Source organism: Pseudomonas sp. GW821-FHT09H03 (genome assembly GCF_059415945.1).
The window spans coordinates 229,272-254,132 of sequence record NZ_JBWKOF010000002.1 but is presented as its reverse complement, the minus strand read 5'-3'; the positions used below and the strand labels follow the sequence as shown (position 1 = coordinate 254,132).

Annotated in this window: 20 protein-coding genes and 1 pseudogene; 14 read left to right on the top strand and 7 right to left on the bottom strand. The window is 59.0% G+C overall.

The window, feature by feature from the left end; all coding sequences use genetic code 11:
- Positions 1-100: 100 nt before the first annotated feature.
- Together AC07OG_RS03785 and glnA are read right to left on the bottom strand one after the other, a co-directional pair.
- Positions 101-616, bottom strand: a complete 516-nt coding sequence (locus AC07OG_RS03785) for a DUF4124 domain-containing protein (RefSeq protein WP_495066250.1) — start codon at positions 614-616, stop codon at positions 101-103.
- Positions 617-917: 301 nt separating this feature from the next.
- Positions 918-2,324, bottom strand: coding sequence for a type I glutamate--ammonia ligase (gene glnA / locus AC07OG_RS03780; RefSeq protein WP_060542571.1), 1,407 nt, complete (start codon positions 2,322-2,324; stop codon positions 918-920).
- Between the two features lie 328 nt (positions 2,325-2,652).
- Here glnA and thiI point away from each other — a divergent pair, with 328 nt between their 5' ends.
- Both thiI and typA read left to right on the top strand, forming a co-directional pair.
- Positions 2,653-4,107: a tRNA uracil 4-sulfurtransferase ThiI gene (thiI, locus tag AC07OG_RS03775; protein ID WP_060542573.1), complete on the top strand. Its 1,455-nt coding sequence runs from the start codon at positions 2,653-2,655 to the stop codon at positions 4,105-4,107.
- A 139-nt stretch (positions 4,108-4,246) separates the two neighbouring features.
- The gene (gene typA, locus AC07OG_RS03770; protein WP_060542574.1) at positions 4,247-6,067 is read left to right on the top strand and encodes a translational GTPase TypA; all 1,821 of its coding nucleotides are present in this window, start codon (positions 4,247-4,249) and stop codon (positions 6,065-6,067) included.
- A gap of 429 nt (positions 6,068-6,496) precedes the next feature.
- On the opposite strand, the gene AC07OG_RS03765 is transcribed toward typA, so the two are convergent.
- Complete coding sequence (locus AC07OG_RS03765) at positions 6,497-6,934, bottom strand: YkgJ family cysteine cluster protein (protein ID WP_060542575.1); 438 nt, start codon at positions 6,932-6,934, stop codon at positions 6,497-6,499.
- Between the two features lie 249 nt (positions 6,935-7,183).
- On the opposite strand from AC07OG_RS03765, the gene AC07OG_RS03760 reads away from it, so the two are divergent.
- The 3 genes from AC07OG_RS03760 to AC07OG_RS03750 all read left to right on the top strand — a co-directional run bounded on the left by AC07OG_RS03760 (position 7,184) and on the right by AC07OG_RS03750 (position 11,577).
- Entirely contained in the window at positions 7,184-9,634 is a 2,451-nt protein-coding gene (locus tag AC07OG_RS03760; protein WP_218424219.1) for a glycogen/starch/alpha-glucan phosphorylase, read from the top strand.
- 326 nt (positions 9,635-9,960) lie between these two features.
- Positions 9,961-10,971 carry a class 1 fructose-bisphosphatase gene (locus AC07OG_RS03755; RefSeq protein ID WP_218424220.1) on the top strand — a complete coding sequence of 337 codons (1,011 nt, stop codon included), beginning with the start codon at positions 9,961-9,963 and terminating at the stop codon, positions 10,969-10,971.
- A 3-nt stretch (positions 10,972-10,974) separates the two neighbouring features.
- Entirely contained in the window at positions 10,975-11,577 is a 603-nt protein-coding gene (locus AC07OG_RS03750) for a DUF924 family protein (protein WP_060542578.1), read from the top strand.
- Between the two features lie 421 nt (positions 11,578-11,998).
- Here the strand turns inward: AC07OG_RS03750 and AC07OG_RS03745 are convergent, their stop codons facing one another.
- From AC07OG_RS03745 to AC07OG_RS03735, 3 genes and pseudogenes are all read right to left on the bottom strand, one after another.
- The gene (locus AC07OG_RS03745) at positions 11,999-12,763 is read right to left on the bottom strand and encodes a methyl-accepting chemotaxis protein (protein ID WP_412071740.1); all 765 of its coding nucleotides are present in this window, start codon (positions 12,761-12,763) and stop codon (positions 11,999-12,001) included.
- A gap of 90 nt (positions 12,764-12,853) precedes the next feature.
- A pseudogene (locus tag AC07OG_RS03740) lies at positions 12,854-13,756 on the bottom strand (HAMP domain-containing protein); the annotation flags it as partial.
- Between the two features lie 235 nt (positions 13,757-13,991).
- On the bottom strand, positions 13,992-14,144 hold the full coding sequence (locus tag AC07OG_RS03735; RefSeq protein WP_495066249.1) for a hypothetical protein: 153 nt from the start codon (positions 14,142-14,144) through the stop codon (positions 13,992-13,994).
- Between the two features lie 29 nt (positions 14,145-14,173).
- Between AC07OG_RS03735 and AC07OG_RS03730 the strand changes: the two genes are divergently transcribed.
- Together AC07OG_RS03730 and AC07OG_RS03725 are read left to right on the top strand one after the other, a co-directional pair.
- Positions 14,174-14,428: a hypothetical protein gene (locus AC07OG_RS03730; protein WP_060542580.1), complete on the top strand. Its 255-nt coding sequence runs from the start codon at positions 14,174-14,176 to the stop codon at positions 14,426-14,428.
- Positions 14,429-14,459: 31 nt separating this feature from the next.
- Positions 14,460-15,029, top strand: a complete 570-nt coding sequence (locus AC07OG_RS03725) for a lipocalin family protein (protein ID WP_060542581.1) — start codon at positions 14,460-14,462, stop codon at positions 15,027-15,029.
- A 123-nt stretch (positions 15,030-15,152) separates the two neighbouring features.
- On the opposite strand, the gene AC07OG_RS03720 is transcribed toward AC07OG_RS03725, so the two are convergent.
- Complete coding sequence (locus tag AC07OG_RS03720; RefSeq protein WP_495066248.1) at positions 15,153-16,517, bottom strand: formimidoylglutamate deiminase; 1,365 nt, start codon at positions 16,515-16,517, stop codon at positions 15,153-15,155.
- A gap of 146 nt (positions 16,518-16,663) precedes the next feature.
- Here AC07OG_RS03720 and hutC point away from each other — a divergent pair, with 146 nt between their 5' ends.
- The 7 genes from hutC to AC07OG_RS03685 all read left to right on the top strand — a co-directional run bounded on the left by hutC (position 16,664) and on the right by AC07OG_RS03685 (position 24,844).
- Positions 16,664-17,374, top strand: coding sequence for a histidine utilization transcriptional repressor HutC (hutC, locus tag AC07OG_RS03715; RefSeq protein WP_177336984.1), 711 nt, complete (start codon positions 16,664-16,666; stop codon positions 17,372-17,374).
- Complete coding sequence (locus AC07OG_RS03710; RefSeq protein WP_495066247.1) at positions 17,371-17,940, top strand: HutD/Ves family protein; 570 nt, start codon at positions 17,371-17,373, stop codon at positions 17,938-17,940. The genes hutC and AC07OG_RS03710 overlap by 4 nt, the downstream gene beginning before the upstream one ends.
- A gap of 534 nt (positions 17,941-18,474) precedes the next feature.
- Positions 18,475-20,142, top strand: coding sequence for a urocanate hydratase (gene hutU / locus AC07OG_RS03705; protein ID WP_156465531.1), 1,668 nt, complete (start codon positions 18,475-18,477; stop codon positions 20,140-20,142).
- 326 nt (positions 20,143-20,468) lie between these two features.
- Positions 20,469-21,437, top strand: coding sequence for an ABC transporter substrate-binding protein (locus tag AC07OG_RS03700; RefSeq protein ID WP_060542586.1), 969 nt, complete (start codon positions 20,469-20,471; stop codon positions 21,435-21,437).
- A 70-nt stretch (positions 21,438-21,507) separates the two neighbouring features.
- The gene (locus tag AC07OG_RS03695; protein ID WP_008018927.1) at positions 21,508-22,359 is read left to right on the top strand and encodes an ABC transporter permease; all 852 of its coding nucleotides are present in this window, start codon (positions 21,508-21,510) and stop codon (positions 22,357-22,359) included.
- Positions 22,356-23,186 carry a quaternary amine ABC transporter ATP-binding protein gene (locus tag AC07OG_RS03690; RefSeq protein WP_060542587.1) on the top strand — a complete coding sequence of 277 codons (831 nt, stop codon included), beginning with the start codon at positions 22,356-22,358 and terminating at the stop codon, positions 23,184-23,186. Before AC07OG_RS03695 ends, AC07OG_RS03690 begins: the two co-directional genes overlap by 4 nt.
- A 134-nt stretch (positions 23,187-23,320) precedes the next feature.
- Positions 23,321-24,844, top strand: coding sequence for an HAL/PAL/TAL family ammonia-lyase (locus AC07OG_RS03685; RefSeq protein ID WP_495066246.1), 1,524 nt, complete (start codon positions 23,321-23,323; stop codon positions 24,842-24,844).
- Positions 24,845-24,861: the final 17 nt, after the last annotated feature.

Genomic DNA, 24,861 nt, shown 5'->3' with positions numbered 1-24,861 from the left:
ATGGGTTGGAACGTGCGTGCGCCGCAAGATATCGCACCAATATAGTGCGCAAAGCTGAATGAAGTAAGAAGAGTCGCACAAAGGTATTTTCGTTGCGGGTTTACGGTTTGCTTGCCCGCTGCACGGTGAAGGTCAACGTATGGCTTTGCTGCACGATGCTTTGGCCTTCAATCACCTGTACCGCGAGGCGGTGCTCACCACGAGCGACGTTGAGCAATTGCAGGGTCGGGACGTTGCTCGGTTGACCGTAAGGCTGATCATCCAGCAAGAGACGCACTAGATGATGATCCTGCAAGCGCGGCTTGATCAGGACTTCGACAGTGACGTTGCCGTTGTTGGCGCGCAGTGCTTCGCCAGTGGGCAGGCCTGTGAGTTCCAGTACCTCGTAGAGGGTGCTGCGGGGCTGTTCGCTGGAAGGGGCGATGGGTGGAGCGGGTTTGCCAGGTGGCTGGCTTTCGATGCTGTTGAGAGGCTGTAACTCGACAGCCCGGGCGTTTGCGCCTGTGGGCGGTTGATTGCTGTAGGTGGTGGTGCCATTGGCGTCCGTGTACTTATAGATCTGCGCGGTGGCGGGCAGGGATATCAGCAGCAGGATGAATGGAAAAACACGGGCCATGAGCTCGACCGGAAACGAAAGCGTTGGTTGCAGCATAGGTCAGGTGCGGCGGTTGCCTCCAGTCGCAAAACATTTTGGGCATGTTTCACGAAAGTCCTGTGGCAAGGGGGCTTGTCGGAACGCCGCATCGCCCCGCTGGGTTGCGCACCGGCCCCAAGAATTTCTGGAACTACTGCGTAGTCCAACGGGGGCGAGCCCCCTCACCACGGGGAAATCGGGCGACTATCGAAATTGCGGGCAATAAAAAGGCCTCCCGAAGGAGGCCTCTTTTTGTCACGCCGCGTGTCGCGGCGCTACCGGATCAGCAGCTGTAGTACAGCTCGTATTCCAGTGGGTGTACGAAGGTACGTACCTTGATTTCTTCTTCGCTTTTCAGAGCGATGTAAGCGTCGATGAAGTCGTCGCTGAAAACGCCGCCTTTGGTCAGGAACGCACGACCTTTGTCCAGCTCTTCCAGGGCTTCTTTCAGGCTGCCGCAAACTTGTGGGATCTCTTTGGCCTCTTCAGGCGGCAGGTCGTACAGGTTTTTGTCAGCTGCATCGCCAGGGTGGATCTTGTTCTGGATGCCGTCCAGGCCAGCCATCAACAGTGCGGCGAAGCACAGGTACGGGTTGGCAGCCGGATCCGGGAAGCGTGCTTCGATACGGCGGGCTTTCGGGCTCGACACGTAAGGAATACGGATCGAAGCGGAACGGTTGCGAGCCGAGTAGGCCAGCATTACCGGTGCTTCGAAGCCTGGAACCAGACGCTTGTAGGAGTTGGTCGCCGGGTTGGTGAAGCCGTTCAGGGCCTTACCGTGCTTGATGATGCCGCCGATGAAGTACAGGGCGGTATCGGACAGGCCGGCATAGCCTTCGCCTGCGAAGGTGTTCTTGCCGTCTTTCCAGATCGACATGTGTACGTGCATGCCCGAACCGTTGTCACCGTACAGAGGCTTAGGCATGAAGGTCGCGGTGCGGCCGTAAGCGTCAGCAACGTTGTGTACAACGTACTTCAGGGTTTGGGTTTCGTCGGCTTTCTTCACCAGGGTGTTGAACTTGACGCCGATTTCGTTCTGGCCGGCAGTTGCCACTTCGTGGTGGTGAACTTCGACGGTCAGGCCCATTTCTTCCAGTGCGTTGCACATGGAGGTACGGATTTCGTGGTCGTGGTCGAACGGTGGAACCGGGAAGTAGCCGCCTTTGACGCCTGGGCGGTGGCCCTTGTTGCCGCCTTCGATGTCCTGGTCGGACATCCAGGAACCTTGTTCGGAGTAGATCTTGAACATGGAACCGGAAATGTCGGACTTGAACTTCACCTGGTCGAAGATGAAGAACTCTGGCTCTGGGCCGGCGAATACGGTGTCACCGATACCGGTGGATTTCAGGTGCTCTTCGGCACGCTTGGCGATCGCACGTGGGTCGCGATCGTAGCCTTGCATGCTCGAAGGTTCGATGATGTCGCAGACCAGGATCAGGGTCGGCTCTTCAGTGAACGGATCCAGCACAGCGGTGGAGTCGTCCGGCAGCAGGATCATGTCGGAAGCTTCGATACCTTTCCAGCCAGCGATGGAGGAACCGTCGAACATTTTGCCGACTTCGAAGAAGTCGTCTTCCAGCGCATCGCGAGCCGGCATGGTCACGTGGTGCTGAGTGCCTTTGGTGTCTGTGAAGCGCAGATCAATCCACTTGACGTCATGATCTTTGATGAGTTGAACCGACTTCGACATAGTGTCCTCCGGGTGGATTAGGGCTGGTAGTGGATGCCCTTTAATGTTTGTGATGCCGGCGCGAATATTCTGCCAAGGCAACCTGCCTCACAAGGGAGCAAATTGCATGCCAGTGCCCCAGCATGGGTTTTTTGCCCCAAAATCTCGCTTATCAGGGCATATTGGCCCTTAAGGAAGAAAATCCCGCCCTGTAATGTTGCGTCGAAGACGACAAATGACCTGTTTTGGTGCATGTAAAACCTTCTGCATATTAACTGGTTAAACCTTGAGCAATTTCCGCTATAATCCGCGCCCCCCTTTTTCGGCAGGCCCTGCGCGCGCTGTTTCCATGAAATTAATCGTAAAAGTCTTCCCCGAGATCACCATCAAGAGCCGCCCGGTACGGATGCGTTTCATCCGTCAGTTGGCCAAGAACATCCGTGCTGTGCTCCGCGATCTGGACCCGGCTGTGGTGGTGAACGGTGTGTGGGACAACCTCGAGCTGGAAACCCGCGTCAGCGATCCCAAGGCCCTGAAAGAGATGGGCGAACGCCTGAGCTGCATGCCGGGCATCGCGCATTTCCTGCAGATCGACGAGTACCCGCTGGGTGACTTCGACGACATCGTCGAGAAGTGCAAGCAGCACTACGGCGATGCACTGGCCGGGAAGATTTTCTCGGTGCGTTGCAAACGCGCCGGCAAGCACCCATTTAGCTCCATAGACATCGAGAAATACGTCGGCAGCCAGTTGCGCCGCCAGTGCGGTGCCGCCGGAATCGACCTGAAAAAGCCCGAAATCGAAGTCCGCATCGAAGTTCGCGACCAACGGTTGTTCGTGATCCACAGCCAGCACACCGGCATCGGCGGTTATCCGCTGGGAGCCCTGGAACAGACGCTCGTTCTGATGTCCGGCGGCTTCGACTCCACTGTGGCGGCCTACCAGATCATGCGTCGCGGCCTGATGGCGCATTTCTGCTTCTTCAATCTGGGCGGACGTGCCCACGAACTGGGCGTCATGGAAGTCGCGCATTTCATCTGGAAGAAGTACGGCAGCTCCCAACGCGTGCTATTTGTCAGTGTGCCGTTCGAGGAAGTGCTGGGCGAAATTCTCGGCAAAGTCGATAACAGTCATATGGGCGTAGTATTGAAGCGTATGATGTTGCGCGCTTCCTCCCAAATTGCCGATCGACTGCACATTGAGGCGTTGGTGACCGGTGAGGCGATCTCCCAGGTTTCGAGCCAGACATTGCCGAACCTGAACGTGATCGACTGCGTGACCGAGAAACTGGTCTTGCGTCCGCTCATCGCCAGCCACAAGCAGGACATCATCGACCTGGCCAACGAGATCGGCACTGCTGATTTCGCCCGGCACATGCCGGAATACTGCGGCGTCATCTCGGTCAATCCGAAGACCGCAGCCAAGCGCCATCGCGTCGAGCATGAAGAGAAAGAATTCGATATGGCGGTACTCGAGCGTGCGCTCGAAAACGCCAAACTGGTACCGATCGATCGGGTGATCGACGAATTGGGCCAGGATGTTCAAATTGAAGAAGTCAGCGAAGCGCTGGCCGGTCAGATCGTCATCGATATCCGTCACCCGGATGCCGCTGAAGACGACCCGCTGGACCTTGCTGGCATCGAGGTACAAACGATGCCGTTTTATGCACTGAACGCTCGTTTCAAGGAACTGGACCCTACTCGCCAGTACCTGCTTTATTGCGACAAAGGCGTGATGAGTCGCCTGCATGCCCACCATTTGCTCAGTGAGGGGCATGCCAATGTGCGCGTTTATCGACCGAGCTAAGTGCCCGGGGCTGTTTGCCTGTGGCTTGCGTCACCGGCCCCCCGACGCCGCCGTCAAGCTGTAACGGCAAGGCCTGACTCTACTGTAAATCGCTGCCAAGACTTGTCAGCACACCGAATCCTCTGATCGAGATACACAAGTGATCGAAAATCTACGCAACATCGCCATCATTGCTCACGTTGACCATGGTAAAACCACCCTGGTAGACAAACTCCTGCGTCAATCCGGCACTCTGGAGCGCAACGAGCTTAACGACGAGCGCGTGATGGACTCCAACGACCAGGAAAAAGAGCGCGGTATTACCATTCTGGCGAAAAACACCGCCATCAACTGGAACGGCTACCACATCAACATCGTGGACACCCCGGGCCACGCCGACTTCGGCGGCGAAGTTGAACGCGTTATGTCGATGGTTGACTCCGTTCTGCTGCTGGTTGACGCTCAAGACGGCCCTATGCCGCAAACCCGTTTCGTGACCAAGAAGGCTTTCGAAGCCGGCCTGCGTCCGATCGTGTGCATCAACAAGGTTGACCGTCCAGGCGCGCGTCCGGACTGGGTTCTGGACCAGATCTTCGACCTGTTCGACAACCTGGGTGCCACCGAAGAACAGCTGGACTTCAAAGTCGTCTACGCCTCGGCCCTGAACGGTATTGCCGGTCTGGACCACACCGAAATGGCTGAAGACATGACCCCGCTGTACCAGTCGATCGTCGACAACGTACCGGCGCCGGCTGTTGACCGTGATGGTCCGTTCCAGATGCAGATCTCCGCACTGGACTACAACAGCTTCCTGGGTGTTATCGGTGTTGGCCGTATCGCTCGTGGTCGCGTCAAGCCGAACACCCCGGTTGTCGCTATCGGCGCCGACGGCAAGAAGCGTAACGGTCGTATCCTGAAGCTGATGGGTCACCACGGTCTGCACCGTGTAGACGTTGAAGAAGCTGCTGCAGGCGACATCGTGTGCATCAGCGGTATGGACTCGCTGTTCATCTCCGACACCCTGTGCCACCCGGACACCGTTGAAGCGATGAAGCCGTTGACCGTCGACGAGCCAACCGTTTCCATGACCTTCCAGGTAAACGACTCGCCATTCTGCGGTAAAGAAGGCAAGTTCGTGACTTCCCGTAACATCAAGGAACGTCTGGACAAAGAGCTGCTGTACAACGTTGCACTGCGCGTTGAAGAAGGCGACTCGGCTGACAAGTTCAAGGTTTCCGGCCGTGGCGAACTGCACCTCTCGGTACTGATCGAAACCATGCGTCGCGAAGGCTTCGAAATGGCTGTAGGCCGTCCGGAAGTGATCATCCGTCTGGTAGACGGCGTGAAGCACGAACCGTTCGAAAACGTCACCATCGACCTGCCGGAAGAATCCCAGGGCAAGGTGATGGAAGAGATGGGCCTGCGTAAAGGCGACCTGACCAACATGGTGCCGGATGGCAAAGGCCGTGTACGTCTGGAATACAACATCCCTGCTCGTGGTCTGATCGGTTTCCGTAACCAGTTCCTGACCCTGACCAACGGTGCTGGCATCCTGACCTCGATCTTCGATCGTTACGACACCATGAAGTCCGGCGACATGTCCGGCCGTCAGAACGGCGTTCTGGTTTCGGTTGAAACCGGCAAGGCACTGACCTACTCCCTGGAAACCCTGCAGGCGCGTGGCAAGCTGTTCGTAGAACACGGTCAGGAAATCTACAACGGTCAGATCGTTGGTCTGAACAGCCGTGACAACGACCTGGGCGTTAACCCTACCAAGGGCAAGAAGCTCGACAACATGCGTGCTTCGGGTAAAGACGAGACCATCGCTCTGGTTCCACCTGTTCGCTTCACCCTGGAACAGGCTCTGGAATTCATCCAGGACGACGAGCTGTGTGAAGTAACTCCTAAGTCCATCCGTCTTCGCAAGAAGATCCTGGACGAAAGCGAGCGTACCCGCGCTGCCAAGAAAGCCAAGGCTTGATGTTTTAGCCTGAGCTGAAATGAAAACGCCCCCGGTCGAGAGACCGGGGGCGTTTTTGTTTGTCTGGGGGAAATGTTGGGAGGCGTTTTCCCCTCACCCTAGCCCTCTCCCCCTGGGAGAGGGGACTGATCGTGGGATGCTGCAGAAATTTATCGACCTGAAAGAGCTCTGCCGAATCCATAACCGAATCGCGTTATCAGGTCGATGGGTAGCGCAGGCATCTCAAAAGGGCTTCTGAATCCACAATCGACTCGCATTATCAGGTCGATGGGTAGCGCAGGCATCCCAAAAGGGCTTCTGAATCCACAATCGGCTCGTATTGTCAGGTCGATGGATAGCTCAAGACACCTCGGTCGGCTCCCTCTCCCTCTGGGAGAGGGCTGGGGTGAGGGTGCAGGTCTGAAGCCCGCCGCTCATATCCGGCCTTACTCAGAACCGCTCGATACTCCGCGAATTCCGCTCACGCTCCACTTCCTTGGGCTTGTACGCGCAATACCCCGGCCGCGGGCCGATTTTCGGATGGTTGCGGCAGGTGTCGGGACGCTTGTCATAAATGGTGCACAGGCGGCTCTTACGATCCAGGTAGTAGCAATCGTTGTTGCTCATGCGCTGGAGGGTGAAAATTCCGGATTTCTGGTTGAATCGCTCAACCAGCCCTTCCTTTTGCAGGCGCTTGGCAATGTTCTTCGGCGGGTCGCCCAGTTCGAACTCGTCGACCACGCCGATGCGCACCAGATCCTTGATCTTGACCTCGACCGGCAGCGTGCAGCAGCTGGACACACAAGAGCCGCACATCGGGGCCGAATATTTGGCCCACGTATCGAGACGGTCGATCTCGGCGGCGGCAATCAGGTTGGGCTTCATCATCGGGAATTACCAGGCGTGTGTGCATCAGGGCGCGCGATGATACCGGGACTGGTGGATTTTTGAACAACCTTTCGCCAGATTTTTTCACATTCAGGTTCAGCGACTGAAAAAACGGCACGAGCCCTGCATTCTTTCAGGCTCACGCCAAGCCTGAAATCGCACACACGGGAAATACTGCCGAACCGGAGCCTCTACCGCCTGTCAGACCGTCTAGGCTCAGACAACCCAAGCTCGCTCGAGGTCTTATCGATGACTCAAGAACCACTTGTTCGCGAAGCAGAGGTGGCCGCATTCCGCGACGCCGTCTTGACCAAACTGACCTACGCGGTAGGCAAAGACCCGGATCACGCCTTCGATCACGACTGGTTCGAGGCCATTGCCCTGGCCGCGCGCGACCACATGGTCGAGCACTGGATGGACCACACGCGGCAAATCTACCGCAAAGGTCAGAAGCGCGTTTATTACCTCTCCCTGGAATTTCTCATCGGCCGGCTGCTCTACGACAGTCTGAGCAACCTCGGCCTGCTCGATGTTGCCCGTGAGGCCCTGACCGAGCTTGGCGTCGACCTGGAGCGCATCCGCCTGCTGGAGCCTGATGCAGCCCTGGGCAACGGTGGCCTCGGTCGGCTGGCGGCGTGTTTCATGGAAAGCATGTCGACCCTCGGCATCGCCGGCCATGGCTATGGCATCCGTTATGAACATGGCTTGTTCCGCCAGGCCATCGTCGACGGCTGGCAGCAGGAGCAGACCGAACACTGGCTGGATTTCGGCAACCCCTGGGAGTTCGAGCGGGCGGAAGTGGTTTACCCCATCGGTTTTGGCGGCAGCGTACAAACCCTGACCGACGACGCTGGCAAAGCCCGACAAATCTGGTCCCCGGCGGAAACCGTGCGGGCGATTGCCTACGACACCCCGGTGGTCGGCTGGCGCGGAGCGAGCGTCAACACCCTGCGCCTGTGGCGGGCCCGGGCCATGGAAGATCTGCACCTGGAACGCTTCAACGCCGGCGACCACCTGGGCGCCGTGGCCGAGGTGGCCCGGGCGGAAAGTATTTCCAGGGTGCTTTACCCGGCGGACAGTACCGAGGCCGGGCAGGAGCTGCGGCTGCGCCAGGAGTACTTCTTCGTGGCCGCATCCCTGCAGGACCTGCTGCGTCGCCATCGCAACATGCACACCTCGGTGTTGACCCTGGGCGACCATGCGGCGATCCAGCTCAACGACACGCACCCCTCGATTGCCGTGGCCGAATTGATGCGGCAACTGGTCGACGTCTACGACGTGGCCTGGGACGCCGCGTGGCAGATCACCGTCGATACGTTGTCCTACACCAACCACACACTGTTGCCCGAGGCGCTGGAAACCTGGCCGGTCGGCCTGATGGAGCGCATGCTGCCGCGGCACATGCAGATCATTTATCTGATCAACGCCCAGCACATCGACTCGCTGCGGGCCAAGGGCATCCATGACTTCGACGTACTGCGCGCGGTCTCGCTGATCGAGGAAGACAATGGCCGTCGAGTGCGCATGGGCAACCTCGCGTTTCTCGGCTCTCACAGTGTCAACGGCGTATCGGGGCTGCACACGCAGTTGATGCGCAAAACGGTGTTCTCCGAGCTGCACAAGCTCTATCCGGAGCGGATCAACAACAAGACCAACGGCATCACTTTCCGTCGCTGGCTGTATCAGGCCAACCCCGAGCTGACCTCGATGCTGGTTGACGCTCTTGGTCCGGACTTGCTGGATAACCCTGAGGAGCGCTTGCTCGCCCTTGAGCCATTCGCCGAGAAAAGTGCGTTCCGCAAGTCGTTCGCCGAACAACGGCTGCACAGTAAAAAAGCCCTGGCGTATCTGATTCATGAGCGGCTGGGTGTTGCGGTCAACCCGGCAGCGATGTTCGACGTACAGGTCAAACGGATCCACGAATACAAACGTCAACTACTCAACCTGATGCACACCGTGGCGCTCTACCAGGCGATTCGTGCCGAGCCGGAAATCGACTGGGTGCCCCGGGTGAAAATCTTTGCCGGCAAGGCGGCGGCCAGTTATCACCAGGCCAAGCTGATCATCAAACTGACCAATGACATTGCCCGGGTGGTCAACAACGATCCAACCGTGCGCGGTTTGCTCAAGGTAGTATTTCTGCCCAATTACAACGTCAGCCTGGCGGAGAGCATCATTCCGGCGGCGGATTTGTCCGAGCAGATTTCCACCGCCGGTTTCGAAGCCTCGGGCACCAGTAACATGAAATTCGGCCTGAACGGCGCGCTGACCATCGGTACCCTGGACGGTGCCAACGTGGAAATGTGCGATCGCATCGGTGACGAGCACATGTTCATCTTCGGCCTCAGCGCCCAGCAGGTGGAAGCGCGCAAACAGAACCATGAGTTCAGTGCAGTGCCGGACATCGCCGCGTCCCATCGTCTCAACGATGTGCTGCAAGCAATACGCGGCGGGGTGTTCTCGCCGGATGATCCGTCCCGTTACGCCGGGCTGATCGACTCGCTGGTGGATTATGACCGCTTCCTGGTTTGTGCCGATTTCGACTCCTACTGGAATGCACAAATGCGCGTCGAGGCCCATTGGCACGACTCGAAAGAGTGGTGGCGCTCTGCTGTATTGAACACGGCGCGAATGGGCTGGTTCTCCTCCGACCGGACCATTCGTGAGTACGCGACGGATATCTGGAAGGCGCTGGAATAAATTCCCTCAGCACTGATCCCTGTATCTGTAGGAGCGAGCATGCTAGCGATGGTCGTTAACGATAACGCGTGTTGCCTGATGGCCCGCGTTGCCTTGGCGTCCATCGCGAGCATGCTCGCTCCTGCAGGGGGTAGGGGGCAGGGCATTCTGTCGCCAGATTTGCCGAAATGGCTGCTGCTTGGCCCCTCACATTCGGGCCATTTCCAACTACGCTCACCCCGGCGCATGAACTCTCTTTAGCGGATTACGTCTGATGGGAGGAAATGCGCCCCGACTCGCGTTAAACTGCGCGGGTTTTTAGCCCCCCCATTCCTCCGGAGCCTTCCATGTCCCGCGTTACCTTGAGTCGCTATTTGATTGAGCAGACCCGTAGCAACAACACTCCTGCCGATCTGCGCTTCCTGATCGAAGTGGTGGCGCGTGCCTGCAAGGAGATCAACCACGCCGTGTCCAAAGGCGCCCTCGGCGGCGTTCTGGGCAGCATGGGCACTGAAAACGTCCAGGGCGAAGTGCAGAAGAAGCTCGACGTGATCTCCAACGAGATCCTGCTCGAAGCCAACGAATGGGGCGGTCACCTGGCCGGCATGGCGTCCGAAGAAATGGACAACGCCTACCAGATCCCGGGCAAGTACCCGAAAGGTGCGTACCTGCTGGTATTCGACCCGCTGGACGGCTCGTCGAACATCGACATCAACGCCCCGGTCGGCACGATCTTCTCGGTGCTGCGTTGCCCGAACGAATACCTGAGCCAGAACGAACCTTTGAATGAAAAGGCCTTCCTTCAGCCTGGTACCCAGCAAGTGGCCGCCGGTTACGCGATCTACGGTCCACAGACCATGCTGATCCTGACCTTGGGCGACGGCGTGAAAGGCTTCACCCTGGATCGTGAAATGGGCAGTTTCGTACTGACCCACGAAAACATCACCATTCCTGAATCGACCCAGGAATTCGCCATTAACATGTCCAACCAGCGCCACTGGGAAGCCCCGGTACAACGCTACGTCAGCGAACTGCTGGCAGGCGAAGAAGGCCCGCTGAAAAAGAACTACAACATGCGTTGGGTTGCTGCGATGGTCGCCGATGTGCACCGCATCCTGACCCGTGGCGGTCTGTTCATGTACCCACGTGACAGCCGCGAGCCGTCCAAGCCGGGCAAACTGCGCCTGATGTACGAAGCCAACCCGATGTCGTTCCTGGTGGAGCAAGCGGGTGGCGCGTCCACCGACGGTCACCAGCGCATCCTCGACATCAAGCCTGACGGCCTGCACCAGCGTGTAGCGGTGTTCCTCGGCTCGAAGGAAGAAGTTGCACGCGCCACGGCTTACCATAAGGAATAAGCCATGAACGCCCCTTGGCAGCCGTTGCTTGATTGGTGGTTCGGGAGTTCCGGGTCAGCGAGCGAAGTGGCGGCGCAGAAGGGCAAGTTGTGGTTTGGCAAGCGCGACAGCCAGGACCTCGAAGCGCGAGAGCGTTTCGGGGGCCAGGTCGAGCAGGCACTGGCCGGCGGATTGACCGAGTGGATGCAACGTCCCGAAGGTTGGCTGGCTCTGGTGCTGTTGCTCGATCAAATCCCGCGCATGATCTTCCGTGATACTCCCAAAGCCTTTGCAGGTGATCTGCGGGCGCAAAAGCTGGTGGCCCAGGGCATTGCTGCGGATTTCGATCGGCAGTTGCAGCCAATTGAGCGGGTGTTCATCTACCTGGTGTTCGAGCACAGCGAGAACCTCGCGGTGCAGAACGAAGGTGTCTCCCGGTACATCGATCTGGTCGCGCAGCAGCCCGGGGCTGATCAGGCCCTGTTTGCCGATTACCTGGACTTTGCCGAGCGGCATCAGAAAGTGATCGCGCAGTTTGGACGGTTTCCCCATCGCAATGCGGTGTTGGGGCGCGAATCAACGGCTGAGGAATTGGCGTTTCTTTCGCAGCCTGGGTCGCGCTTCTAAAGCTACCCCTCACCCTAGCCCTCTCCCAGGGGGAGAGGGGACTGACCGAGGTGTTTAGTCTGGAAACATCGACCTGAAACTCGTCAGTCGAACTCAGGATTCGAAAGCATCGAAGATCGGCTCCCTTTTCCCTCTCTCCATTGGGGGACAGGGGACTGACCGAGGTGTTTAGTCTGGATACATCGACGCGAAACTCGTCAGTCGAACTCAGGATTCGAAAGCATCGAAGATCGGCTCCCTTTCCCGTCTCTCCACTGTGGGACAGGGGACTGACCGAGGTGTTTAGTCTGGAAACATCGACCTGAAACTCTTCAGTCGAACTCAGGATTTGAAAGCATCGAAGATCGGCTCCCTTTCCCCTCTCCCCCTTGGGGGAGAGGGTTGGGGTGAGGGGGTAGCTCTTGATCCTGGCTCTTGATCTTCAGATCCGGAAACTACCCACCAACTGCTTCAATCGCGCCGCCTGCTGCTCAAGATCGGCGCACGCTCGCAGGGTAGCCTGCAGGTTCTCCACGCCTTCCTGATTCAGCGTATTGATCTCGGTAATGTCGACATTGATCGACTCCACCACAGCCGTCTGCTCCTCAGTGGCGGTCGCCACCGACTGGTTCATGCCGTCGATCTCACCGATGCGCTGGGTCACGCTGCCCAGTCGTTCTCCAGCCTGGTTGGCGATACCTACGCTGCTTTCGCTCTGGCGCTGGCTGTCGGTCATGATGCCCACTGCCGCCCGGGCACCGACCTGCAGCTCTTCGATCATTGTCTGTACTTGTTGCGCTGAATCCTGGGTGCGATGGGCGAGATTGCGCACTTCATCGGCCACTACCGCAAAACCACGTCCAGCTTCACCGGCGCGGGCCGCTTCGATCGCCGCGTTCAGTGCCAGCAGGTTGGTCTGCTGGGAGATGCTGGTGATCACTTCCAGAATCTGCCCGATGTTGACCGTGTTGCTGTTGAGCGTCTCGATGTTGCCGCACGAGTCGCTGATCTTCGCCGAGAGCTGCTGCATCGCCGCGATGGTTTTATCCACAACCTGCTGGCCATCTTCGGCCAGGGAGCGGGCGTCGCTCGAATGCTGGGAGGCGAGGGCGGCGTTCTGGGCGATTTCCTGCGCGGCGGCGCCAAGCTGATTGATCGCAGCGGCGACACTGCTGGTGCGCGAGGCTTGCTGGTCAGAGTTGAACATCGACGAGTTCGAAGCCGCCACCACGCGCAACGCCACTTCGTTGACCTGGCCGGTGGCGGACGAAACTTCGATGATCGAGGCGTGGATGCGTTCGACGAAACGGTTGAACGACATGCCCAGCGCGCCAAACTCGTCATGACCGTGAATGGTCAGGCGTTTGGTCAGGTCACCATCGCCTTCGGCGATGTCATGCATGGCTCGGCCCATGGTCAGCAGCGGCTGCATCAGCAGGCTGATCAAGATACCCAGCAGGACGATGATGATCACCACAGCGATGACCATGGCGATGATCGCCGAGGTGCGGAATTCGCTGAGCATCGAGAAGGCGGTGTCCTGGTCGAGCACCAGGCCGACGAACCAGTCCGCCGACGGCACGCCGTTGACGTGTGTAAAGGTGATGAACTGGCGCTTGCCGTCGATCTCCACTTCTTGCATGCCCGGGCGGACTTTTGGTGTGTCGCCCGGGTAGGCCTCGCTCAGGCTTTTGAGCACCAGTTTGCTGTCCGGGTGGATCAGGATCTTTCCGTCGGCACTGACGATGAACGCATGGCCGTGCCCACCGAAGTTCAGCGAGTTGATGGTCGCGCTGACGCTGGACAGGTCGATGTCGGCACCGGCGACGCCGATCATCTGGCCCTGGTGTTGCACCGGGGTTGCCACGGTGATGACCAGTTTGCCGGAAGAGGCCGCGATGTAAGGCTCGGTGACGATGGTTTGTCGGGCGCCATTGGCGGCCTTGTACCAGCCGCGGGCGCGCGGGTCGTAATCCGCCGCGCGGTTGCCCGCCGGGACCGAGAACATCACGCCGTCGGCACCACCGAAATAACTGAGCTGGAAATTGGCGGTGTAGGCGGGCAGGTCGATGATGCGTTTCAGGCTGGCAGCGGCATTGCCGTCGGCGCTGACCTGTTGCGCCATCGATTGCAGCAACTGCATGCGGCTTTCCAGCCAGGTCTGGATGTTGCTGGTGGTCAGGCTGCCGAGTTCCTGCATCGAAGCTTCGGTACTGCTGCGCAGGGTCTGGCGCTGGCGATAGTCGTTGAACAGGATGAAACAAGCGAATGCGACGGCCACCACGAGGGCGGCAGCCAGCAAGATCTTGTGGCTGAATTTCATGTTTCGGGTCATTGGGTGCGCTACCGCAGAAGGGCTGGTCAACAAAAAAAGGGGGCAAGGGCCACGGGCGTGGTTTTGCGTTGCATTTATGTCGACTGGGCAGCGCCAAAGATTAGGCCGTTTCAATTAAAACCGGCGAAATATCCCAAAGGGCGGGAAAGTCGCTGATATTTCGGCAAAAGGCAGACGAGTGGACCAATAAATAGCCTGCCGGGCAGGGAACCAGATGGGGGTTTTCACTTCTAAGCTTCAGCTTGGCAGTCATGCCAATATCCTCGTACCCGGAGTTACCCCATGTCGCTGCGATCCATCGCCCTGCTTTCGTTCTGCGTGCTGCTGGCTGCATGCAGCAAGGTCAATCAGGAAAATTACTCGAAGCTCTCGGCCGGCATGGCCAAGACGGAAGTCGAGACCCTGCTGGGCAAACCCACCGATTGTTCAGGCGCGCTCGGCATGTCCAGCTGTACCTGGGGCGACCAGAAAAGCTTTATCAGTGTGCAGTTCGCCGGTGACAAAGTGCTGATGTTTTCCGGCCAAGGCCTGAAGTAAACCGGGGCTACGTGCCCACGGGAGAAGAATAATGAAGCGGTTATTGATCATCCTTTTTGCCAGCCTGGTGTTGGCTGGCTGTGCCACGTCTGGCCAGGATCCGTTGGCGCCCAAGACTGCCAACAGCGTCAACCTCAAGCGCTATCAGGGCACCTGGTACGAATTGGCCCGTCTGCCGATGTTCTTCCAGAACGAGTGCGCACAATCGGAGGCCCATTACACGCTCTTGCCTGACGGCAAAGTAGCGGTGCTGAACCGGTGCCTGACAGCGCAGTGGCAATGGAAAGAGGTCAAGGGCACGGCTTATCCACAGGTGCCAGGCAAGACCGACAAATTGTGGGTCGAGTTCGATACCTGGTTCTCCAGGCTGATACCGGGCGTGGCGAAAGGTGAGTACTGGGTGTTGTACGTCAGCGACGACTACAAGACGGCCATTGTCGGTGACCCGAGTCGCAAGTATCTGTGGCTGTTGTCACGCACACCGAAGGTCAATGGCGTTGTTCGCGAGGAGCTGCTGAGCAAGGCGCGTCAGCAAGGGTACGACACGACCCGGTTGATCTGGCGTACGTCTGACACGCAGATGGCCGAGACCTCAAACTGATAAACCTCGCCACATAACCAATGTGGGAGCGGGCTTGCTCGCGAAGGCGGTTTAACATTCAACGAAGATGTTGAGTGTTACGACCCCTTCGCGAGCAAGCCCGCTCCCACTTTTTATTTCTTGTCAGCCCAGTAGTTCGCGCAGGACCTGGGTGAAAGCGCGATTGCTTTCTTCCTCAGCCGCATGGCGCCCATCTCGCACCACCCACTGGCCGTTGACCAGCACATCGCGCACCTGACGATCGCCTCCGGCAAACAGCCAGCGATTGAGAATCCCGTCACCATCTGCCGTCGCCAGGTACGGGTCGTTACCGTCGAGCACCAGCCAGTCGGCACGTTTACCAACCTCCAGAGCACCAATCGGCTGGCCCAGTGCCTGCGCTCCGCCATCCAGCGCGGCGTCGAACAAGGTACGGCCGACCATCGGCTGATCCGCGCCATACAAACGGTTACGACGCTGGTCACGCAGACGCTGGCCATATTCCAGCCAGCGCAACTCTTCCACCACGCTCAACGACACATGGCTGTCGGAACCGATGCCCATGCGCCCGCCTTGGGCCAGGAAATCCACCGCCGGGAAAATCCCGTCGCCGAGGTTGGCTTCGGTGGTCAGGCACAGGCCGGCGATGGCGCGACTCCTGGCCATCAGCGTGACTTCTTCCGGGTTGGCGTGGGTGGCGTGGACCAGGCACCAGCGCTGGTCGACTTCGGTATTTTCGTACAGCCACTGCAGCGGGCGACGACCGCTCCAGGTCAGGCAATCGTCGACTTCTTTCTGCTGTTCGGCGATATGAATATGCACCGGGCACTGCTTGTCGCTGGCCGCCAGTACTTCGCTGATCTGCTGCGGAGTCACCGCGCGCAACGAGTGGAAACACAAACCCAGGGACTGTGCCGGTTGCTGCGCCAGCAGCGGCTGTAAACGCGATTGCAGGTTGAGGTAGTTTTCGGTGCTGTTGATGAAGCGGCGCTGGCCGTCGTTCGGCGTCTGGCCACCGAAACCGGAATGGCTGTAGAGCACCGGCAACAGGGTCAGGCCGATCCCGGCGGAGCTGGCTGCCTGGCTGATGCGCAGGGCCAGCTCGGCCGGATCGGCATAAGGCTGGCCATTGGTGTCGTGGTGTACGTAATGAAATTCCGCGACCGAGGTGTAACCGGCCTTGAGCATTTCGATATACAGCTGACGGGCGATCACGCCGAGTTGCTCCGGGCTGATCTTTCCGACGAGGCGATACATCAAGTCGCGCCAGGTCCAGAAACTGTCGTTCGGATTACCCGCCACTTCCGCCAGCCCGGCCATGGCGCGCTGGAAGGCGTGAGAGTGCAGATTCGGCATGCCCGGCAGCAGCGGACCGCTCAGCCGTTCGGCGCCATCTGCATGTGAATCGGCCTGGATATGGGTCAGGACGCCATCGGCGCTGAGCTCAAGACGTACATTGTTGGCCCATCCATTAGGCAGCAGCGCGCGTTCGGCAAAGAAGGCGGACATGGTTCAGCACCCCATCGTGTGTTATTTGTATATACATATACAGACGTTTGCCTGCCCGGTAAACTCCGGCAAGCTAGCAATCTTCCAACAAATAACAGGGATCAACCGTGCCGACTCCGCCTCCAGTCTCTCCGTTGGCCGCGAACATGGGCGACAGTCCGGCGCCCTTGTACGCCCGCGTCAAACAAATGATCACCCAGCAAATCGACAGTGGAAACTGGCCGCCGCATTACCGCGTGCCGTCGGAAAGCGAGCTGGTCAGCCAGTTGGGCTTCAGCCGCATGACCATCAACCGTGCCCTGCGCGAGATGACCGCCGATGGTCTGCTGGTGCGCATGCAGGGCGTCGGTACGTTCGTCGCCGAGCCCAAAAGCCAGTCAGCGCTGTTTGAAGTACACAACATCGCCGACGAAATCGCTTCCCGTGGGCATCGCCACACCTGTCAGGTCATCACGCTTGAAGAAGAGGCCGCCGGTTCCGAACGTGCGCTGGCCCTGGACATGCGTGAAGGCCAGAAGGTGTTTCACTCGCTGATCGTGCATTTCGAAAACGATATTCCGGTGCAAATCGAAGATCGCTTCGTCAATGCGCTCGTAGCGCCGGACTACCTCAAGCAGGATTTCACCCTGCAAACGCCATATGCCTATCTGAACCAGGTCGCGCCGCTGACCGAAGGCGAGCACGTGGTCGAGGCGATCCTGGCCGAGTCGTCCGAATGCAAATTGCTGCAGATTGAAAAAGGCGAGCCGTGCCTGCTGATCCGTCGTCGCACATGGTCCGGCCGACAGCCGGTGACCGCCGCTCGTCTTATCCACCCTGGTTCCCGTCATCGACTTGAAGGTCGGTTCCACAAATGAGCGAATTGAAAGTTTTACGCGCCAAGGATTACCCGCGCATGCCATGGAAAAACGGCGGCGGCAGCACCGAAGAAATCACCCGCGATGCCGGCACCGGCCTGGATGGTTTCGGCTGGCGCTTGTCGATTGCCGATATCGGTGAATCGGGCGGGTTTTCCATGTTTGCCGGTTACGAGCGGATCATCACCGTGTTGCAGGGCGACGGCATGACCCTGTCGGTGGATGGTCGGAACACTCGAGCACTGTTACCACTGGATCCGTTTGCCTTCAGTGGCGAAAGCCACGTGTCCTGCACATTACTGGGTAGTCCGATTCGCGACTTCAACCTGATTTATGCGCCGCAGCGTTATGCCGCGCGGTTGCAGTGGTTGAAGGGGGAGCAGCGGTTCTTCAGTTCGGCGGGCACCGTGTTGGTGTTCAGCAACAGCGATGCGCTGGAAGTGGTGGTCGGTAACGGCGCTTCGAAACTGGGTCGGCATGATTGTCTGCAACTGGTCGGTAACAATGGGTTGGTCGAGATCGGCGTCAACGCTGACTGCTGTGTGATTGAGCTGGCTGCACACTGATCCAGCTGCTAGCGAAATTTCATTGTGGTGAGGGGGCTTGCCCCCGTTGGGTCGCGGAGCGGCCCCAAAGCCTGCGGCCGAATCTTTTCGGATGCACCGCACAAGTCGGTTTGCGACTGCTTCGCAGTCGAACGGGGGCAAGCCCCCTCACCACAAAAGCATTCACATTTCTTGTTTCAAAACCCGCACTACTTTGTTACCGAACGCCCCAGCGTGGCGCAAAACCACGTTCAAGTAACAACCAACATCGCTTGCAGAATATCCCCCAGAAAAAATTCATCTTCGCCAGAACCCCTGTTTCAGGCGCTCTCCAGCTGTTTCAGAATTTTTCTCCACTGCGCATCCAGCAAGTTGGCCGCTCGATTGCATATGCTTGTATGTACAAGTAAAGACGTATGCGTATGAGTCGACCGAGACTCCCCGCAACGTCCACTGATTCGCTTGTGGCGCTTTGACGCGCGCAGGCTGGCTTACCCACCGCCAGGGTTGGTTTGGATTGATCGCTGAGGAGTTTCTTTCGTGACTGACAACAAGATGACCAAGTTTCGTGACGTCGAAGTCCGCGCTGCCCGCGGTAACAAGTTGACCGCCAAAAGCTGGCTGACCGAAGCGCCGTTGCGCATGCTGATGAACAACCTCGACCCGGAAGTCGCCGAGAACCCTAAGGAGCTGGTGGTTTACGGTGGCATCGGTCGTGCGGCACGTAACTGGGAATGCTATGACAAGATCGTTGAAAGCCTGACCAACCTGAACGACGACGAGACCCTGCTGGTGCAATCCGGCAAGCCGGTCGGAGTGTTCAAGACTCACAGCAACGCACCGCGCGTATTGATCGCCAACTCCAACCTGGTGCCGCACTGGGCGAGCTGGGAGCACTTCAACGAACTCGATGCCAAAGGCCTGGCCATGTACGGCCAGATGACCGCCGGCAGCTGGATCTACATCGGCAGCCAGGGCATCGTCCAAGGCACCTACGAAACCTTCGTCGAAGCCGGTCGTCAGCACTACAACGATGACCTGAAAGGCAAATGGGTACTGACCGCTGGCCTGGGCGGCATGGGCGGCGCCCAGCCTCTGGCCGCAACCCTGGCCGGTGCGTGCTCGCTGAACATCGAATGCCAGCAGGTCAGCATCGATTTCCGCCTGAAAAGCCGTTACGTCGATGAACAAGCCACCGACCTCGACGACGCTCTGGCCCGCATTGCCAAATACACCGCCGAAGGTAAAGCGATTTCCATCGCCCTGCTGGGCAACGCGGCAGAAGTCCTGCCGGAACTGGTCAAGCGCGGCGTTCGCCCGGACATGGTCACTGACCAGACCAGCGCCCACGACCCGCTCAACGGCTACCTGCCGGCCGGCTGGACCTGGGATCAATACCGCGAACGCGCCAAGACTGAACCAGCCGCTGTAATCAAAGCCGCCAAGCAATCGATGGCCGTACACGTTAAAGCGATGCTCGACTTCCAGAAAATGGGCGTACCGACTTTCGACTACGGCAACAACATCCGTCAGATGGCGCAAGAAGAAGGCGTGGAAAACGCATTCGACTTCCCAGGCTTTGTACCGGCCTACATCCGTCCGCTGTTCTGCCGTGGTATCGGCCCGTTCCGCTGGGCTGCACTGTCGGGTAACGCTGAAGACATCTACAAGACGGACGCCAAGGTCAAGGAACTGATCCCGGACGACGCGCACCTGCACAACTGGCTGGACATGGCCCGCGAGCGCATCAGCTTTCAGGGCTTGCCGGCACGTATCTGCTGGGTTGGCCTGGGTCTGCGCGCCAAGCTCGGCCTGGCGTTCAACGAAATGGTCCGCAGCGGCGAGTTGTCCGCGCCCATCGTGATCGGTCGGGATCACCTGGACTCAGGTTCCGTATCGAGCCCGAACCGTGAAACCGAATCGATGCAGGATGGTTCCGACGCCGTGTCCGACTGGCCACTGCTCAACGCACTGCTCAACACCGCAAGCGGCGCGACCTGGGTTTCCCTGCACCACGGCGGCGGCGTCGGCATGGGCTTCTCCCAGCACTCGGGCATGGTGATTGTCTGCGACGGTACTGACGAAGCGGCCGAGCGTATCGCTCGCGTCCTGCACAACGACCCGGCGACCGGTGTCATGCGCCATGCCGACGCGGGCTACCAGATCGCAATTGACTGCGCCAAGGAACAAGGGCTGAACCTGCCGATGATTACCGGCAAGTAAAACTAACCTGTGCAAACTGCTTTGTGGGGGAGCGGGCTTGCTCGCGAATAGGCCGGTACATTCAACATCTGTACTGGCTGGCACGCCGCTTTCGCGAGCAAGCCCGCTCCCACAAAAAAGCAGCGCCATGGAAAACGGTTTCACAACGAATTCCCGGTTGAATCAAAGCGCAACCCTGGATCGTTTGTTCCTGCCGTCGAGCAGGACGCGATATCGAACAAAAGCTGAGTGTCGGTCGCGCCGCGGCGCAGGCCTGATTGGATGTGGACAGGGCTGGATGCCTCTTGACTGCCGTAAGCCAATTCATGATTAGGAGCGTCACAATAATGAAATCGAACAAGACCCTGCTGACCACGTTGCTTTCCATGGGCCTGCTGGCCAGCGCTGGCGCCACTCAGGCGGCGGGCTGGTGCGAGTCCGGCAAACCGGTGAAGTTTGCCGGCCTGAACTGGGAAAGCGCCATGTTGCTGACCGATGTGCTGCAAGTCGTGTTGGAGAAAGGCTACGACTGCAAGACCGACAGCCTGCCCGGCAACTCCATTACCATGGAAAACGCCCTGAGCAGTAACGATATCCAGGTGTTTGCCGAAGAGTGGGTCGGTCGCAGCGAGGTCTGGAACAAGGCCGAGAAGGCCGGCAAAGTCGTTGGTATCGGCGCTCCTATTGTCGGCGCCATCGAAGGCTGGTACGTACCGCGCTATGTGATCGAAGGCGACGCCAAGCGCAAGCTGGAAGCCAAGGCGCCGGACCTGAAGAACATTGCCGATCTGGGCAAATATGCGGCGGTATTCAAAGACGCCGAAGAGCCATCCAAGGGCCGTTTCTACAACTGCCCGGCCGGCTGGACCTGTGAGCTCGACAACAGCGAAATGCTGAAAAGCTACGGCCTGGAAAGCACCTACACCAACTTCCGTCCAGGCACCGGCCCGGCGCTGGATGCCGCGGTGCTGTCGAGCTACAAGCGTGGCGAGCCGATCCTGTTTTACTACTGGTCGCCAACGCCGCTGATGGGCCAGATCGACGTCGTGAAACTTGAAGAGAAACCAGGCGTGAACAAGGCCGTGGATATCAAGGTCGGTCTGTCCAAGACTTTCCACGACGAAGCGCCGGAGCTGGTGGCCGTGCTGGAAAAGGTCAACGTTCCAATCGAACTGCTGAACGAGAACCTCGGTCGCATGGCCAAGGAGCGGATCGAATCACCAAAACTGGCCAAGATCTTCCTGAAGGAACATCCTGAAGTCTGGCACCAGTGGGTTAGTGAAGACGCAGCCAAGAAAATCGACGCGGCCTTGTAGGTCCGGCCTCTCCGACTGTCGTAACCGGCAGTCGGAGGCTTGATCGCAACCCCTTGATTGAGAGTCTCTTATGTTTCCCGAAAGCTTTACCTTTTCCATCGCCGACTGGGTCAACAGTTGGGTCGATTCGCTGGTCACCAACTACGGTGACGTGTTCCGGCACATCTCCGACACTCTGTTGTGGGCCATCGTCAATCTTGAAGGGTTGCTGCGCGCTGCGCCCTGGTGGCTGATGCTGGCCATCGTGGCGGGCGTGGCCTGGCACGCGACACGTAAGGTGGTGACCACCGCCGTGATCGTCGGTCTGTTGTTCCTGGTCGGCGCGGTCGGCCTCTGGGACAAATTGATGCAAACCCTGGCGCTGATGATGGTGGCGACGATCATTTCGGTGCTGATCGGCATACCGCTGGGCATTCTCTCGGCCCGCAGCAATCGCCTGCGTTCAGTGTTGATGCCGTTGCTCGACATCATGCAGACCATGCCGAGTTTCGTGTACCTGATCCCGGTACTGATGCTGTTCGGCCTGGGCAAGGTCCCGGCGATTTTCGCCACGGTGATCTACGCCGCGCCACCGTTGATCCGCCTGACCGATCTGGGCATTCGCCAGGTTGACGGCGAAGTGATGGAAGCGATCAACGCCTTCGGTGCCAACCGCTGGCAGCAATTGTTCGGTGTGCAACTGCCGCTGGCGCTGCCGAGCATCATGGCGGGCATCAACCAGACCACCATGATGGCCCTGTCGATGGTAGTGATTGCCTCGATGATCGGCGCCCGTGGCCTGGGTGAAGACGTGCTGGTGGGGATTCAGACCCTCAACGTCGGACGTGGCCTTGAAGCCGGTCTGGCGATCGTGATTCTGGCTGTGGTGATCGACCGCATTACTCAGGCGTACGGTCGGGCACGGCATGAGGTGAGCAAATGAACAACGCAACCGTGAGCAAGATCGAAGTCAAAAACGTCTTCAAGATTTTCGGCAACCGTTCCAAGGATGCGCTGGCCATGATCGGCCAGGGCAAGACCAAGGACCAGGTATTGTCCGAAACCGGCTGCGTGGTCGGCGTGAACGACCTGTCGTTGAGCATCGGCAGCGGCGAGATCTTCGTGATCATGGGCCTGTCGGGTTCCGGCAAGTCCACACTGGTGCGTCACTTCAACCGCCTGATCGACCCGACCAGCGGTGCGATCCTGGTGGACGGCGTGGACATCCTGCAATACGACATGGACGCCCTGCGCGAATTTCGTCGGCGCAAGATCAGCATGGTATTCCAGAGCTTCGGCCTGTTGCCGCACAAGAGCGTGCTGGACAACGTTGCCTATGGCCTGAAGATCCGTGGCGAGAGCAAGGCCATGTGCAGCGAACGCGCGCTGCACTGGATCAACACCGTGGGCCTGAAGGGCTACGAAAACAAATACCCGCATCAGCTCTCCGGCGGCATGCGTCAACGTGTGGGCCTGGCCCGTGCTTTGGCGGCGGACACTGACATCATCCTGATGGACGAAGCGTTCAGCGCCCTTGATCCGCTGATTCGTGCGGAGATGCAGGACCAGTTGCTGGAGCTGCAAAAGACCCTGCACAAGACCATCGTGTTCATCACTCACGACCTCGACGAGGCCGTGCGCATCGGCAACCGCATTGCGATCCTCAAGGACGGCCGCCTGATTCAGGTCGGCACTCCGAGGGAGATCCTGCATTCGCCGGCGGATGAGTATGTCGACCGCTTTGTGCAGCGCCGGGCGGCGGTGGTTTAAGAGATTTTCGGTGGCTGTTCGGGCCCCTTCGCGAGCAAGCCCGCTCCCACATTTGGAATGCAATCCCCCTGTGGGAGCGGGCTTGCTCGCGAAGGCGGCGGTGAAGCTGCATCAATATTTGGATGAGGTTCAAAATGTCCCAGGCTGAAAAAATCGTTATCACCGAAGCGCAGGTCACTTGGCAGGACGTGGTCGCCGTTGCTCGTCATGGCGCACGGCTTGAGCTGTCGGCACCGATCTGGGCACGCATCGAAAACGCGCAAGCCATTGTCCAGCGCATCGTCACCAGCGGCGAGAATGCCTACGGCATCAACACCGGCCTGGGCGCGCTGTGCAACGTCTCGCTGCATGACGAGCAACTCAGCCAGTTGTCGCGCAATACTTTGCTCAGTCACGCCTGCGGCGTCGGCGCGCCGCTGACCGACGAGCAGACCCGCTCAATCATCTGCGCCGCGATTATCAATTACAGCCACGGCAAGTCCGGCCTGCACCGGCAGGTAGTCGAAGGGCTGCTGGCGTTGCTCAACCATGGCATCACCCCACAAGTGCCATCTCAAGGCTCCGTCGGCTACCTGACTCACATGGCCCACATCGGTATTTCACTGTTGGGGGTCGGCAATGTCAGCTATCGCGGCCAGATCGTTTCCGCGCAGCAGGCCCTGGCGGAAGAAGGGCTGCAACCGGTCAAGCTTGGCGCCAAAGATGGCCTGTGCCTGGTCAACGGCACGCCGTGCATGACCGGCCTGAGCTGCCTGGCAATTGCCGACGCCACGCGCCTGCTGCACTGGGCTGATGTGATCGGCGCCATGAGCTTTGAAGCCCAGCGCGGGCAGATCAACGCGTTCGATGCCGAGATCATCGCGCTCAAGCCGCACCCGGGCATGCAGCAGGTCGGTATCAACCTGCGGGCATTGCTCGAAGGCAGCGAAGTCATCGCCCAGAGCAAAGGCATTCGCACCCAGGATGCCTTGAGTATTCGTTCTATTCCGCAAGTGCACGGCGCCGCCCGTGATCAGCTGGTTCATGCGACCAGGCAGATCGAAACGGAACTCAACGGCATCAGCGACAACCCGATGGTGCTGGGCACTCCAGACAATTATCGCGTGGTGTCCCAGGCCAACCCGCACGGCCAGTCCGTGGCGTTGGCGGCGGACCTGCTGGCCATCGCCATGGCGGAAATCGGCTCGATTGCCGAGCGTCGTCTGGACCGCCTGATCAACCCGCACGTCAGCGGATTGCCGGCGTTCCTGGTGGCCAACCCGGGCGTGAACTCCGGGATGATGATCGTGCAATACGTTGCCGCCTCGCTGTGTGCGCAAAACCGTCAGTTGGCGCAACCGGCGGTGCTCGACAATTACGTCACTTCGGGCCTGCAGGAAGATCACCTGAGCATGGGGACCAACGCTGCCTTGAAACTGCATCAGGCACTGGAAAACTGCACGCAGATCCTCGCTATCGAGTATCTGCTGGCGGCCCAGGCGTTCGAGTTTCTGAAAGAGCAGAGTTTTGGCGCTGGTACCGATGCCGCTTGGCGTCTGCTGCGCGAGCGTGTCCCGGCTTATGATCAGGACCGTTGGCTGGCACCGGACATTGCCGCCGCTGCCAGTGTTTTGAAAGACGCGAATTTGCTGCACAAAACCTTACCGAATCTGAACTGATTTCCATACAAAACCAG